This is a genomic window from Empedobacter sedimenti (assembly GCF_030005555.1).
Classification (GTDB): domain Bacteria; phylum Bacteroidota; class Bacteroidia; order Flavobacteriales; family Weeksellaceae; genus Empedobacter; species Empedobacter sedimenti.
The window spans coordinates 75,944-91,063 of record NZ_JASCQG010000011.1 but is presented as its reverse complement, the minus strand read 5'-3'; the positions used below and the strand labels follow the sequence as shown (position 1 = coordinate 91,063).

At 32.4% G+C, this 15,120-nt stretch carries 16 protein-coding genes; 6 read left to right on the top strand and 10 right to left on the bottom strand.

All coding sequences use genetic code 11. The annotated features are described in order from the left end of the window. Positions 1-164: 164 nt before the first annotated feature. The gene (locus tag QHG34_RS11365) at positions 165-479 is read left to right on the top strand and encodes a Spy/CpxP family protein refolding chaperone (RefSeq protein ID WP_282630322.1); all 315 of its coding nucleotides are present in this window, start codon (positions 165-167) and stop codon (positions 477-479) included. A gap of 46 nt (positions 480-525) precedes the next feature. On the opposite strand, the gene proS is transcribed toward QHG34_RS11365, so the two are convergent. Then, the gene (gene proS / locus QHG34_RS11360; RefSeq protein WP_282630321.1) at positions 526-2,004 is read right to left on the bottom strand and encodes a proline--tRNA ligase; all 1,479 of its coding nucleotides are present in this window, start codon (positions 2,002-2,004) and stop codon (positions 526-528) included. Positions 2,005-2,107: 103 nt separating this feature from the next. On the opposite strand from proS, the gene QHG34_RS11355 reads away from it, so the two are divergent. Continuing rightward, positions 2,108-3,454, top strand: a complete 1,347-nt coding sequence (locus QHG34_RS11355) for a hypothetical protein (RefSeq protein ID WP_282630320.1) — start codon at positions 2,108-2,110, stop codon at positions 3,452-3,454. A 19-nt stretch (positions 3,455-3,473) separates the two neighbouring features. Continuing rightward, positions 3,474-4,883, top strand: coding sequence for an OmpP1/FadL family transporter (locus tag QHG34_RS11350; protein ID WP_282630319.1), 1,410 nt, complete (start codon positions 3,474-3,476; stop codon positions 4,881-4,883). Between the two features lie 80 nt (positions 4,884-4,963). Here QHG34_RS11350 and QHG34_RS11345 read toward each other — a convergent pair whose 3' ends face one another. Then, on the bottom strand, positions 4,964-5,722 hold the full coding sequence (locus tag QHG34_RS11345) for a head GIN domain-containing protein (protein WP_282630318.1): 759 nt from the start codon (positions 5,720-5,722) through the stop codon (positions 4,964-4,966). 110 nt (positions 5,723-5,832) lie between these two features. Between QHG34_RS11345 and QHG34_RS11340 the strand changes: the two genes are divergently transcribed. The 3 genes from QHG34_RS11340 (at position 5,833) to QHG34_RS11330 (ending at position 7,700) form a co-directional block, all read left to right on the top strand. Beyond that, the gene (locus QHG34_RS11340) at positions 5,833-6,597 is read left to right on the top strand and encodes an exodeoxyribonuclease III (protein WP_282630317.1); all 765 of its coding nucleotides are present in this window, start codon (positions 5,833-5,835) and stop codon (positions 6,595-6,597) included. Positions 6,598-6,607: 10 nt separating this feature from the next. Next, positions 6,608-7,147 carry a hypothetical protein gene (locus QHG34_RS11335; protein WP_282630316.1) on the top strand — a complete coding sequence of 180 codons (540 nt, stop codon included), beginning with the start codon at positions 6,608-6,610 and terminating at the stop codon, positions 7,145-7,147. A gap of 79 nt (positions 7,148-7,226) precedes the next feature. Then, positions 7,227-7,700 carry a GNAT family N-acetyltransferase gene (locus QHG34_RS11330; protein WP_282630315.1) on the top strand — a complete coding sequence of 158 codons (474 nt, stop codon included), beginning with the start codon at positions 7,227-7,229 and terminating at the stop codon, positions 7,698-7,700. Positions 7,701-7,738: 38 nt separating this feature from the next. On the opposite strand, the gene QHG34_RS11325 is transcribed toward QHG34_RS11330, so the two are convergent. The 8 genes from QHG34_RS11325 to QHG34_RS11290 all read right to left on the bottom strand — a co-directional run bounded on the left by QHG34_RS11325 (position 7,739) and on the right by QHG34_RS11290 (position 15,060). Next, the gene (locus QHG34_RS11325; RefSeq protein ID WP_282630314.1) at positions 7,739-8,269 is read right to left on the bottom strand and encodes a DUF4136 domain-containing protein; all 531 of its coding nucleotides are present in this window, start codon (positions 8,267-8,269) and stop codon (positions 7,739-7,741) included. Between the two features lies 1 nt (position 8,270). Further along, positions 8,271-8,786 (bottom strand): NUDIX hydrolase, encoded by a 516-nt coding sequence (locus QHG34_RS11320; RefSeq protein ID WP_282630313.1) that lies wholly within the window; start codon positions 8,784-8,786, stop codon positions 8,271-8,273. Positions 8,787-8,790: 4 nt separating this feature from the next. After that, a complete protein-coding gene (gene xerD / locus QHG34_RS11315; RefSeq protein ID WP_282630312.1) occupies positions 8,791-9,678 on the bottom strand; it encodes a site-specific tyrosine recombinase XerD in 888 nt (295 codons plus the stop codon). Continuing rightward, positions 9,679-11,262, bottom strand: a complete 1,584-nt coding sequence (locus QHG34_RS11310) for a S41 family peptidase (protein ID WP_282630311.1) — start codon at positions 11,260-11,262, stop codon at positions 9,679-9,681. It abuts the gene before it with no gap. Further along, a complete protein-coding gene (locus QHG34_RS11305) occupies positions 11,263-11,706 on the bottom strand; it encodes a deoxycytidylate deaminase (RefSeq protein ID WP_282630310.1) in 444 nt (147 codons plus the stop codon). It lies immediately after the preceding gene. 1 nt (position 11,707) lies between these two features. Beyond that, positions 11,708-13,669 carry a site-specific recombinase Gcr gene (locus tag QHG34_RS11300; protein WP_282630309.1) on the bottom strand — a complete coding sequence of 654 codons (1,962 nt, stop codon included), beginning with the start codon at positions 13,667-13,669 and terminating at the stop codon, positions 11,708-11,710. 104 nt (positions 13,670-13,773) lie between these two features. Continuing rightward, the gene (locus tag QHG34_RS11295) at positions 13,774-14,433 is read right to left on the bottom strand and encodes a LolA family protein (RefSeq protein ID WP_282630308.1); all 660 of its coding nucleotides are present in this window, start codon (positions 14,431-14,433) and stop codon (positions 13,774-13,776) included. A 75-nt stretch (positions 14,434-14,508) separates the two neighbouring features. Next, entirely contained in the window at positions 14,509-15,060 is a 552-nt protein-coding gene (locus QHG34_RS11290; protein ID WP_282630307.1) for an HNH endonuclease, read from the bottom strand. Positions 15,061-15,120 lie beyond the last annotated feature (60 nt).

Genomic DNA, 15,120 nt, shown 5'->3' with positions numbered 1-15,120 from the left:
TCAATTTCAAAATATTTTTTCAAAATAATATGCGTCGTTTTATGTTGAAATATGTTACAAGAATTGACGTGATAAAAATTATAAATTTTAACATTTGCATTTTAAACCTTTTCTAAAATTTAGTGTCAAAAGGACATAATAAATAATTTAAACTATTGGTTATTATGAAAAATATCGTTTACAAATATTTATGCTTAGGAGCAGTTGTTTTTACATTTACAACATCTACAGCACAGGATAGAAACAGAGATGGTTCGAGAGAACAAAAACTAGAACAATTAAAAAAAGATCTTAATTTAACGGATAGTCAAGTTCTTAAAATTAAGCAAATTGAAGATAGTTATAAAGATGAAAAGCTTGAATTGAAACGAAAAATGAGAGAAGTAAGAGAAAAAGAATTTAATGAAATTAATGCAATCTTCTCAGCAGAACAAAAAGCTAAATTAAAAGAGCTACACGCAAAAAGACATCAAAAATAAAAAAGGAGCTGTAATAGCTCCTTTTTTGATTATTTTATTTCAAAAATTAATACGCTTTTGCGTACAAAACTCTATATTTTGCTGGTTTTCCTGAGAAAATATCAACACCTTCCGTTGGTATTTCAAACGCTTGAGGAATACAACGAATTGTTGCTTTAGTCGCATTTTTCACTGCTTCTTCTGTCTCTTCAGTTCCATCCCATAAAGCTGAAACAAAACCTCCTTTATTCTCTATAATATCTTTGAATTCTTCAAAAGTTGAAGCTTCTGTTAAATGAGTGTCTCGGAAATTTAATGCTCTTTCAAATAAATTTGTTTGAATATCTGCTAACAATTGCTCTACTTCTGTTGAAACATTATCTAACCCAATAAATTGTTTTTCTAATGTATCACGACGAGCAACCTCAACATGTCCTTTTTCTAAATCTTTTGGTCCAATTGCAATACGAACAGGAACACCTTTCAATTCGTACTCAGCAAATTTCCATCCTGGTTTTGTTTGATTATCATCATCAAATTTGATTGAAATTCCTTTCGCTTTCAATTCAGATGAGAATTTATCAACTACTTGACGAATTTCTTCTAATTGCTCTTCTGTTTTATAAATAGGAACTACAACTACCTGTATTGGTGCTAATTTTGGAGGTAAAACTAATCCTAAATCATCTGAATGCGTCATAATTAATGCTCCCATCAAACGAGTAGAAACTCCCCAAGATGTTGCCCAAACATATTCTTGTTTTCCTTCTTTGCTAGAAAATTTAACATCAAATGCTTTCGCAAAATTCTGTCCTAAAAAGTGAGAAGTTCCAGCTTGTAAAGCTTTACCATCTTGCATCAATGCTTCGATTGTATACGTATCGTCTGCTCCTGCAAAACGCTCCGAATCTGATTTTCTTCCTTTTACAACAGGAATCGCCATAAAGTTTTCTACAACATCTGCATACACTTCTTGCATTTGTTGTGCTTCTGCAATTGCTTCATCTTTCGTTTCGTGCGCTGTATGTCCTTCTTGCCATAAAAACTCGGCAGTTCTTAAAAATAAACGCGTACGCATTTCCCAACGAACAACATTTGCCCACTGATTAATCAAAATTGGTAAATCGCGGTACGATTGAATCCAGTTTTTATAAGTACTCCAGATAATCGCTTCTGAAGTTGGACGAACAATTAATTCTTCTTCTAATTTTGCATCAGGATCTACGATTAGTTTTCCTTTATTATCAGGATCATTTTTTAGTCTGTAATGTGTAACTACTGCACATTCTTTTGCAAAACCTTCTGCATTTTTTTCTTCTGCTTCGAATAAACTTTTAGGAACAAATAAGGGGAAATAAGCATTTTGATGACCAGTTTCTTTAAATCTTTTGTCTAATTCTGCTTGTAGTTTTTCCCAAATAGCATATCCGTATGGTTTTATCACCATACTACCTCTAACCTTCGAATTTTCAGCTAGATTCGCTTTCACAACAAGCTCATTGTACCACTTAGAATAATCCTCAGCACGAGTTGTTAATTTTGCCATAATCTTTTATATTTGTTGATAAGTTTCGTATATTTACTTGGCATAAATATTGCCTATAAATTTATGCAAATTTAATTATTACAAACGACGTAAATTTATAATTATGAACAAAGTTTATAAAATTTCAGCAACTACACTAATTTTAGTAGCTGCTTTAGGAATTTCTTCTTGTTCTACATATCAACCTAGCGGTTACGAGAGTGATGGTGTTTATTATAATCCAAAAACGGATAAAACATACCAACAAGCTCAACCTCAGTATGAAAATGAACAAGAAAATACTGGCGAAATCAAGGTAGGAAGTCCTTATTTTGATGCTGAAGGAAATGGTGCTGAACAATTTTATTACAATGATGATGCTGACAGCACATCTGATACTTCTACTTCTTCTAAAACAAATAATACTAAAGTTAAAGTAAACTATAATGGTTGGAATAACTGGAATTATTTTGGAAACAACAATTATACATTATCTTATAACGGAAACAATTCTTACGATTGGGGAAGAAATGATGGTGTAGAAATTAATATTTGGAATAACTACCCTTGGTATGGAAGCGGTTTCTACAATCCATATAGATGGGGTTGGGGATGGAACTCTGGTTATTATGGAGGTTTTGGACTATCATGGAGCTGGGGATGGAACGATCCTTGGTATAACGGATACTATGGTTGGGGATACAATCGCCCATATTACTACGGATACGGAGGATATTATGGCGGTTGGAACAACTGGTACGGTGGTTACCCAGGCTACTACGGTAATGGATACTACAACGGTTACTATGGAAATGGTTACTACGGGGGATACTATGGCTGGAACAGACCTAGAGGTATATACTCTCAACCAGGTAATAGATACGGTGGTAGATACAATAACTCTATCAATTCTACAAGACCAATTTCTTCTATGAATGGAAGAGGTCCTGTTACAAACGGAGTTAGACCAAGTAGAGATAATTCATCTATTAATAATGGTACTAGACCAACACGTGAAATAAGATCAAATGATCAAGGTCAAATGAATACTCGTCCAACTCGTGAAGTAAGATCGAATGACGGACAATTAAACAACACAAGACCTACACGTGAAGTGAGACAAAATGGAGACCAAAACACACGTCCTACAAGAGAAATAAGACGTACAGATGATGGTCAAATGAATACTCGTCCAACTCGTGAAGTAAGATCAAATGACCAAGGACAGATGAACACTCGTCCTTCAAGAGAAGTTAGACAACAATCACAAAGCCAGTACAACACAAGACCAACAAGAGAAATGCAACAACCAACGAGAACATATGATTATAACCGATCAGAATCTCGTTCTACATACACACCATCATCTCCAAGTAGAGGTAGTAGTATGGGAAGCAGCAGCATGGGCGGAGGCTCACGCGGAAGCAGTGGAGGTAGCATGGGAGGCGGATCTCGTGGAGGAAGAAGATAATTTAATTCTAGATTAGATAATGAAAAAAATATTATTAAGCCTTTGTACCTTAGCTGGTACATTGGCTTTTGCACAACAAGGAAAAAGCTACGACTACAAATATTCTACAAATGCTATTAACTTATATTCTCAAGATATAAATAGCGGTAATGCAAAATACATTGGTGTTGGTGGCGCTGTTGGGGCTTTGGGTAGTGATATCAATTCGGTAGAACAAAATCCTGCTGGTTTAGGAGTCGCAATCAATTCGGATGTACAAGTTACAGCTGGTGTTTCTTCATTTAAAAATGAAACTACTTTTGGTACAAAAATCAAAGAAAACGACAGCAATTTTGATTTTCAACAATTTGGAGGAACTTTTGTTTTCGAGAATGAAGGTTCTAAATGGAATCGTTTTTCTATCGGTGTAGCTTATCTTAATCAACGATTAGATAATTATTCTACTATCGGAACTAATGAAGGTATTAAGTTTTCTAACGCAGCTGGAGATACTTGGACTTTTGGTGGACATGTAAAAGATATCGAAGGTTACAAATCTAAATTCTCTGTTAACTTAGGGACAAGTTATGATGATCAATTCTATTTAGGATTAGGATTAAATTTCCACGAATCTAATTTTTCTTCTTACGAACAATATGCAGAACGTAACGATAAAACAAATCAAGTTAACGTATACAATGCAGATGGTTTCCCAGGAAGTGAAATTGGACAAGGATTTTCTTTCTCTTTAGGAGGTATTTATAAAGTTAACCATAATGTACGCTTGGGAGCAGCTTTCCATTCGCCAGTTTGGTATAATGTTGCCGAAGATTATTATGCAGCAACAGGATTTAATGACAACAACGGAACTGTTGAAAACTACTACATGTATTCTTCTGATTACGATATGACTCGTGGAGGACGCTTAGTAGGAAGTTTAGGATTTGTAGTAGGTAAAGATTTATCTTTTGGAGTAGATTATACGTATCATTTAAATAATGAAACAAAGCTAAAGCCTGAAAGTATAAATGCTTTCCGTTATGGAAATAACTTCATCAATGATTTCGTGAAAAACTCGAGTGAAGTTCGTGTTGGAGCAGAATACCGCATCGATCGATTCAAGGTAAGAGCAGGTTATAATTATGTTGCTTCACCATACGACACTTTCTATATTGATTTAGCAGATCAAAACAATCATGTTACACAATCTAGTTTATCAAAAGCTTTTCAAGGAGACATTAACCGAGCAAGTTTTGGTTTAGGATATGATTTTGGAGGATTTTATATCGATGCAGCATATCAATATCAAACACAAAAATACCAACAAGTAATTGGTGGAACTGATTACATTGATAATTCAAACTATTTTGTTCAATTAAAGAACTCTTATGCACCTCAAGTTAAGTTAGACAACAATACTTTCTTATTCACTTTGGGTTGGCAATTCTAAAAAAAATAGTAGATATATAGATAAATAAAAAAACTCGAATGAAATTCATCCGAGTTTTTTTGTACTAAAAATTAAAACTATTATTTACTTATTGACTTCACAGAAGACATACCAGAAGTATCAACAACTGTTTTTAATCCATTTTGTTCAATATAACGAACCGAACTTGCGCCAGAACTATCAGCAGTCAAATTATCAACAGCCCACACTGTGGCAGAACTAGCTCCAGAACAATCTATTGTTACATTAGCAGCCTTCAAATCTTTTGCTGTTAACGAAGAAGCTCCAGAAACTTCGATATTAAAATTTTGTGTATTTCCTGAAATCTTCATTGAAGACGCTCCCGAATTATCAACAGAAACTAGATTTGAAACGACATCCAATTTCAACACACTAGCTCCTGATAAATCAATCGCCATCTTATCCACTTTCATCGTTGGTAAAACTGTTACATTAGATGCTCCTGAAATATTAAAAGAACGTATTTTTTTGTGAGGAAAAGTCACTTTTATCTTTTCGTTTTTAAGACTTACAGTACCTTTTATCTTAACCACCAAAACTCCATTCTGAACTTCAGTTACAATTCTGTCCATTATATTATCAGGCGCTTCTATTGTAATTTCGCCATTATAATTACCTTCATTCACAGTAACATTAATTGCACTACTAATATCAATTCCTTCAAAATCAGAAATCGTTCTTTTTTGTGTAATTGTATTATCACTAGCTGTTACTCTATCCAAATAAGTTGTTGCAGGTGATTTAGAATTTAAATCAACCGAACAGCTCGCAAATCCTAACGAACTAAAAATTAATATTGGTATAAGTATGTATTTCATAATATGTGTTTATTGTAAGACGCAACAATTAATTAAAAGTTACAAAAAAAATAAACTTTATTGAATAATCTAAATCGAACCGTCATAAATATTTAGTAATTTCGCTTTCTATGAAAATCATCAGTTACAATGTAAATGGAATTCGCGCTGCGATGACCAAAGGTTTGGTTGATTGGCTACAAGCTGCACAACCAGATGTATTTTGTATTCAAGAAACTAAAGCAATGCAAGAACAGGTTGATACAATTCCTTTCGAAGAATTGGGTTATCATATTTACTGGCATGCCGCAGAAAAAAAAGGATATAGTGGAGTCGCTATCTTCTCTAAAATAAAACCAAATCACGTACAAATAGGTACTGGAATAGATTATATTGATTATGAAGGACGTGTATTACGTTTAGATTTTGACAATGTATCAGTTATCAGTTTATATTTACCGAGTGGTACAAATATTGATCGTTTAGATTTTAAATTACAATTTTGCGAAGATTTCAAAAATTATGTAAAAGAACTTAAAATCTCACATCCCAATTTAGTTATCTGTGGCGATTATAATATTTGTCACGAAGCGATTGATATTCACGATCCGGTAAGAAATGCTAAAGTTTCAGGATTTTTACCAGTTGAGCGCGAATGGATGACTTCGTTTATAGAAGAGTGTAACATGATAGATTCTTTCCGTTATTTTGTAAAAGAACCTCACCATTATTCATGGTGGTCGTATCGTGCAAATGCACGTAATAATAACAAAGGTTGGAGAATTGATTATAATATGGTAAGTGATTCTTTACGCGAAAAAATGACTCGCGTAGCCATCTTACCAGAAGCAAAACATTCTGACCATTGTCCTGTATTAGTTGAATTAGACGTTTAAGATTATAAAAATGAAAAAAATTGTACTAGGTTGTTTAACAGTTTTCGCCATTACAAGTTGCGTTCCTCAAAAACAACATCAAGAATTAGAAAGTAGCTATTACAAAGCATTAGACGATCAATCAAACACGTCTAAGGAATTAACTTTAGCTAAATTGAAAATTGAAAATTTAGAGCAAGATTTAGCTCGAACAAAAAGTGAGTTACATATAAAAGATACTGCATTACTAAATGCGCAATCTACAATTAGAGCAACTCAGAAAGAGCACGATACTAATTTACAAGAGTTATATTCTGCTTTAAATAGTTCGGGAGAAAAATCGAAATTGTTTTATACTCAATTGAATGAAAAAGAAAAACAAGTTTCTGAATTAACTCAAAAAGTAAAAGATCTTGAAACTAAAATTGACACAAGAGATACCGAAATCTTCAATTTGAAAAGACAGATCTTAACAAATGAGATTAACCAAAAAGTTTCGGAAGCAACAGCTACTCCACCTAAAACAGCTCCAAAAACAACAACTCCAGCAAAAACAACTGGAAAAAAATAATCTAAAAAGTCTTACAGTAATCGTAAGGCTTTTTTTATTCTCTAAATCGAACTAACTTTGCAACAAGTAAAAAGTTTTAATGAAAGTTATTTGTGAAACAAAACAATTAGTTTTACGCGAATTTTTCGAAATTGATTCTTTCGAGTTATTTCAAATGAATTCGGATAAAGAATTGATGAAAATAGTGAACGAAAAACCATATAAATCTGAAGAAGAAGCGCAGTTTTTTATAGAGAATATGGAGAAACATTACCAAGATTATGGTTTTGGTTTATGGGGCGTTCACGAGAAAAAAAGTGGACGATTTGTTGGTTGGGGAGGATTACGCCAGACAAAATTTGGTCCTGTAATTAATATTAGACTAAAACGTAAGTTTTGGGAAAAAAGATATGGAACCGAAGTTTTGAATGCAGTGATTAATTGTGCTAAAAATGAATTGAAATTAGAACGAATTTCTGCAAAAGCAAACCCGAATGCGCCAGCAACAATTATGTTGTTACAACAATCTGAAATGAAACAAAGCGACGAAAACGAATTAGTGTTTAGATTATAAAAAAACGAGAAATTACTTTCTCGTTTTTTTATATAAATTTATTTTTTCTTCACTTTATATGGAAAATTTTTCAACATTTTGAAAACTCCATTCTGTATGTTTTGTGAACGAACTTCAGGAGAAGCCTTGACAGGCATTTGAATTTTAAGAATTCCTTGCCAAACCATTTGTCCCTCATTGTACATAGAAACAGTATAATTTTGATTCAATTTTTGAGTCATAATCGGAATACCAACCGAAACTCCTCCTCCAAAACCGTAACCACCAGTTCCCATTCCAATCCCAACATTAGAGTTTTGTTGTTTCAATACATATTCTTCTGGTTTGATTTGAACCGTTAAATTTCCTTCACTCGTTTTCTGAAAACCTTTGAACAACATTCCTTTCTCAATCGAATTATATAATCGAGCCGAATCTAAATCATTCAATCCTAAATTTCCTTCATTAGAAAATGAAAAGGTTTTATTTGAATCAAAGTTAAAACCTCTATCATAATCAACAGAAACATTTTGCGTACTACAAGAAACTATTGTCAAAAAAATAGCTCCTAATAAAAGTATCTTCTTCATTTTATTTTACTGATTTAATATACATTTCGACTACACTTCTTAGCGAATCAAAACCGATTTCTTCTAATTTAATATCATCAATCGCAATCCATTTTACTGCCGATATTTCTTCTTTCTCTAACACAATTTCTTCATCAGGAAAATCTGCTACAAAAGCTAAATCACACGTTTTATATGGAATTCCTTTGTATTCGTAATCATTTGGTCGAGAAAGAAAATACTTGAAATTTTCTAACGGAATTGTTATTCCTAACTCCTCTTCTATCTCACGTTGACAAGTTCTTTCTACAGACTCTTCCGGATCTGTAAATCCACCTGCCAAATCTAACATTCCTTTTTTAGGTTCTTTATTACGAACGGTAAACAAAATTTTATCGTCTTTTCGTAAAATCACAGCAACTGCCGAAGCTATATTCTGATAATAAACTAAATCACAATGATCGCACGTCATACGACGAAAATCAAAGGTTTGAATAGAATTTCCACAATTTGGACAAAAATTGAATGATTTTATCATAGGTTTATTTATTTCTTGGATGAAACTTAATAATCGCATCACGAATATATTCTTGATCGACATGCGTATAAATCTCGGTAGTAGTAATACTTTCGTGTCCTAACATTAGCTGAATAGCACGTAAATCTGCACCATTTTTCAGTAAATGTGTTGCAAAAGAATGACGAAATGTATGCGGACTAATTGTTTTTTTTACTCCAGCAATTATCGATAATTCTTTCACAATTGTAAAAATCATGACACGAGTTAGATTTTTACCACGTCTATTAAGAAACAAAAAATCTTCGAAACCTGTTTGTATAGCCAAATGATTACGAATTGTTTCTTTGTACAAGTTAACATATTTTATGGTATAATCGCTAATCGGAACCAATCTTTGTTTGTTTCCTTTTCCGATAACACGGATAAATCCATCATCAAAAAATAAATCTGAAATTTTTAGATTAATCAACTCCGAAACACGTAAACCACAACCATAAAGCACTTCTATAATCGCTCGATTTCGTTGCCCTTCTGGTTTGGAAAGATCCACAACCTCAATCATTTTATCAATTTCTTTTTCTGATAAAACGTCTGGCAATTTCATTCCTATTTTTGGAGTCTCAAGTAAAGAAGTTGGATTGTCTTCTCTAAAATCTTCGAGTTGTAGATATCCAAAAAAACTTTTTAGACCCGAAATAACACGCGCTTGCGATCTAACACTATAATCACTTGTTGCAAACTCGTGAATAAAAGTTGTTAAATCATCTTGCGTATAATCAAGAGGTTGTTTTTCCGAATAATTTATTAATTTTTGTATGTCGCGCAGATAACCTTCAATTGTATTGGCAGAAACTCTTTTTTCTAATTTCAGATACATTTGATAGTCATACAAAGCATCTTTCCATTGCATTTACTTCGTAATTTTTTCAAGTTCAAAAATACGCTTTATCATTTCATCTTCGGGCATCCAAACTTGATAAAAAGCACGCGAACCAAATAAATCTTCTGCAATTGTTGCTTTCATATAGTTATCAACCGTTGACGAATAAACAGGATTAAATTCATTAGCCGGAATTCCTAAAACACCTAAAAACTCGTTTCGATACATTCCTGCATTAAAATATTTTTGAAAAACCACTTCATTATGAAACATAAAAAAGTCGTGAATAGAATATATTTTTTTGAATAAAAAGTCATTAAAATAATTAGCATCTTGATTATAGTACAACCAATTAGCAACCGAATTTGTATCAAGTGCTACAAATTCGTCTGGAATAATACCTCCACCTCCATAAACTTTTTTACCGGAAGGCGCTGTAAACTCAAGACTTTTATCAATTTTGATAGAATCTTTATTGGTTAATTCACCAGATTTTAATCGTTTATATAAATCGTCGCTGTATTTCGCAGTTTTTTTATCGTAAGGCTTTTGAATTGAGCGTCCAGAAGGTGTAAAATAATTGGCTACAGTTAATCTAACGCGTGTATTATCACCTAAATTAATTTCGCGTTGCACCAATCCTTTTCCAAAAGAACGACGACCAACAATAATTCCTCGTCCATAATCTTGTAATGCTCCTGAAACAATTTCACTTGATGAAGCTGAACTTTCGTCAATCAAAACATAAACTTTTCCCTTCTCAAAAAGTCCATAATTCGTTGCGTAGACGTATTTCTTCTTTTTAGATTTATCTTGCGTATAAACAATTAATTCATCTTTTGTTAAAAACTCGTCTGCAACTTCTTCTGCGACACGCATCAGACCACCAGGATTACCTCGTAAATCAAACACCAAGGTTTTCATTCCTTTTCCGATTAAGTTTTCTAAAGCTTGATGAACTTCTTTTCCAGAATTTTCAGAGAAACGAGTTAATTTGATATAACCCATATCTGCAGTCAACATATGTTCACCAGTTACAGTTGCAATTGGTACAGTTGTTCGTTTTAACTGAATTTTTATGGGTTGATTATCTCGGATGACAGAAAGATTAACCTCTGAACCTTTTTTACCTTTTAATAATTCCTCTATTTTTTTGTTATCTGCACCAACTAAAGTTTGGTTGTCTGCAGCAATTAATTGATCTCCGAACTGAAGTTTACTTGTATTAGGAGTTCCGGGAATTGTACGTTCTACAACAATTGTATCATTGATAACTCTAAATTGCATTCCTACACCAAGAAACTCTCCTTTTAGCTGCTCTTCTGCTTTTTGTACAGAAGCTTTATCGATATAAGTACTATGTGGATCTAGTTTTGATACCATAAAATTAATCGCATCATCAACCAAACTATCCGAGTTGACATCATTTACATATTCATTGTCAATCAAAGAAACTAGTCGACGTATTTTCTGTTCGTTATCAGAATATTGTAATCCAACAATATCTTTGTTTTCATCGAACGCAAAATCGTATTTTTTTCCAACTAAAAATCCTAGTAAAAATATAATTATTACGACTAGAACAATGTTAATAACTTTGAAAAAACGTTTCATTTAATTGTATAATTCTTCTTCTGAAATTTGTTGAATGATGATTCCTGTTTTTTCTAGAAACTCTAATCCAGAACTATCTTTGTATTGTTGTATGTAAACAATACGCTTGATACCAGCCTGAAGAATTAATTTGCTACAATCTTTACAAGGCGATAATGTAATGTACAATGTTGCTCCTTCTGCAGATTGTGTAGATGTGGCACATTTTAGAATTGCATTTGCCTCTGCATGCAAAACATGCCATTTTGTATTACCTTCTTCATCTTCGCAATTGTTCTCAAAACCGCTTGGTGTTCCATTATAACCATCAGAAATAATCATTCGATTTTTAACAATAATTGCACCAACTTTTTTTCGTTGACAATACGAAAGGTTTGCCCATTCATAAGCCATTCTAAGATAAGCTTTATCGTAACGAAGTTGTTTTTCAGTATTTAGACTCATCTTACGCTTCTTTTTTTGTTTTTGTCCAAAGTGGTGGCACAAAAAATGGTAATGGATTTCTGAAAAATGCCTTGAAAGTATGCGAAACCATTGAGAATATTTTGTAGAATGGGATATTATTAGACCTCATCGCCATTAAAAGAGATAACGTGAAACTCACCAAGAAGTTACACCATCCTACCATAAAAATTGCAATAAAACCAATAATCATAGGTCCTACATCGAAATGATAATTCATTCCGCCAATACCAATCGCAAAATTACCAGAAACAAATGTAATATGTCGAATATCAAATGGTTGACCTGTAAAATCTCCTACCAAAAAGGCGCATCCCATCATAAAACCGAATGCTACATTACCTACAACACCACCCATATTTTTCTCAAACCAATTCGAAATTCTTCTTCTTCTACGTTCTGAAAATGATTTTTTCAGGATTGGATGATTGTAAATACGTTCAGGAATATTATTGAATCGTTGGCTATTAATTGTCATTCCAGAAATTAATCCTGAAAGAAATAAAAACACACCTGCAATACATCCAAAATAGAAAATATGCCAATCCATTGTTACTACTTCTTCCCAGTAATGATACGCTTTAGAGTATTTTATCACTTCTATTCCAAGAACGTTGCTTAACAAATAAAAGATTCCTAATGAAACCACAAAACCAGCCACTACATTTCCTAAAAAAGCTATCATTTGGCTTCGTACCAACTGAGCAAAAAGCGTTGTAAAATCTTTTATATTAAGATCTGATCCTGATTTCGGAACTAATGATTGTGCCAAACGCGCTGCGGTCATCGAAGGTTGTTTGGTTGCAAGCGTCATGTGCGTTAAATAAATTGTACTAAAACCTATCGCATAATTTAAACTAAAGAAAAACGCTTTGAATAAAGGAGAAGTTCCGTGTATATTTCCGATTCCTGTTTTTATGAAACATAAAAAAGCAACAATAAAACCACCTCCACACGCTGTCCAGAACATTTTGTTATATTCTTTTGCTGTTTGAGTAATGTACTTTTCTCCTGTTTTTCCGTTATGATAAGTTACCAAGAAAGTGATGAGATAAACCGTAGAACTTAATTGATTACTCATAAAATTCTTTGGCGCATAAAACTCTGTCCATTTTTTTGCAGCCAAACTATAAAAAGAGATGATTCCGTGTGTTCTCAACTCATTATAGCTATTCAAAATACTCTGTAAACGAACCAATTGTTGTTGAAGACGATTCAACTTTGCAGCAACTTTCAAAGAAATTCCTTTGTAATCTTTTTGTGTTAAAATATCATTCAACATCTGCTTGCACTTCAAGATACTTTCTTTAATTTCTAACATATCAAATCCCGCTTGAGGATTTTCGACAATGTTACTTACTTGAATTGAAAGCTTAGAAAATGGATTATCTAAATAATTAACTTCATTACTATAGCGCATCATTTCTTTATCAGAAAATCCACCTGTAATACGCACAGTTAAAATAGAAATTGCTTGCAACAATTGATTTTGAATGATACTAATAGAAGATTTAAAGTTTTCTTCTGGAGTATCTTCGTATAAAACTTCGAATAAATTTTTCCAGCGATCACGTGGAATAATACGTAATGTATCTAAGTTTTTAGAGTTATAAAATATTTCGTTTGCAACAGATGTTAACTCATTATTATCTTCGATATCAGGTAATAAAGAATCCATCAACTTTTTACGAAACAATGACAACAAACTATCCTCAATATGAATTCCGCTGTCTACAAGATAGCTTACAATGTTAATTTTACCGAAAGTTTTTTGTAACTCTTCTTTAAAAATTAATTTATAAGTTGGATTATTTTTAAGCTTAGAAGTTAGATCATCTATGAAAGAAATTGAATCGGGATAATCTTTTCTTGCTTTCTCTAACAAACGTAGAAAAAAGCTCTTCTCATACTTTTTATTTTGTTCAAATATAGAATCTAACGCCATATTTTAATTTCTTCATTCTGTGTACAAAAGTAAAAAACTTATCGGTCTAAGTTGTATAAATTACTAGAAATAAAAAAGTGATTCTTTTGGAATCACTTTATATGTTAGAATTTAAAATTTTTCTTATCAATAGCTGGATTGATTTTTATATCATTAAACTTGATAATGTATTCGCCACCATCTGTAGGTTTACCTACAACTTTTGTTGCGAAAGACAATCCATTAAAACTCTTGAAATTAGAATAATACAAAGTTTCTTCTTTGTTTTTTTCCATCACTATTTCATAAGAGTTTTTATCAAAGCAATAGAGTGTAGAGTTTGCATTTTTTGTTAATTCAACCTTATAACAGTTGTTTTTTGGATCAACGCCTACGTATTTTACTTTAAATCCTTTTTGTTGATATTTCAAAACATCAGAGTCGAATGCATCTGGTTTATAATCTGGCACTACAACATTTTTCTTAGCAACTTCGCTGTATGTCCATCCATTTTTACCATCATATCCTTCGTTCAAAATTTCCTTACCATTCATAATAAAAACTACTTTTTTATTGTAAGGTCTTTGATGATAAACAACCATAGAGTAAGAATCTCCAACATTAATGATTGCTTCTCCTTTCAGAATGATACTATTCAAATTATTCCAAGCTGCTTCTCCTCCTGTTTTCTGAATATGTGTTTCTATTATCTTTTCTGCATTTTGCCCAAAAGCTGCTACAGAAAACAGTGATAAAACCAACACACTCAATTTTATTTTCGACATAAACCCTTTTTGTATATGATTTGGCTGAACAATATACAAAAGTAATTTTATGTGTTCTGTAGAAAATAGTGGGTTTTAATCTTTTTTAACTTCTATATGCGCCCAGTTTTCTCCTCTTAAAATACGATAAACTTGTCCTTGAGAGATATTAAACTGCTTTGCTAAAGTCGAAATTTTTGTTTTTCTATTTGGATCCAATAATTTCTTTTTCAGACGAACAACTTGCGCTTCTGTTAATTTGCTATTCGGAATGCTATCTAAACGAGAACGTCCCTTCATCATTCTAAACAAATCTTTGTTGTGCTCTTTCCACTCTTCCAATGTTGCCCATTGCAGATTATCAGCCACGTTATTCAGTTTGTTATGATCCAAGTGAACAACATACTCTTTATTAGCTGGATTTGGCAAAAAAGTTTCTGCAATCATTTTGTGTACATACTTAGCTGTTCTTTTTCCGTCAGCTTTTGTTACCCAAATTGCACGATAACCATTGTTAATTGCTCCTTCTAAAATTTTATATTTATCTTGTCCAGTATAGAGTTTTTTTACTAAACCATCTTTTGAGACTAAAAAAGATCTTTTTTCTATAAGACCTTCAGCTCCGTATTCTTTCCATGAATCACTCATAATCACTATTTTAACTTACTTCTTCATTTTACAACAACATTCATACCGAAATATCCAATT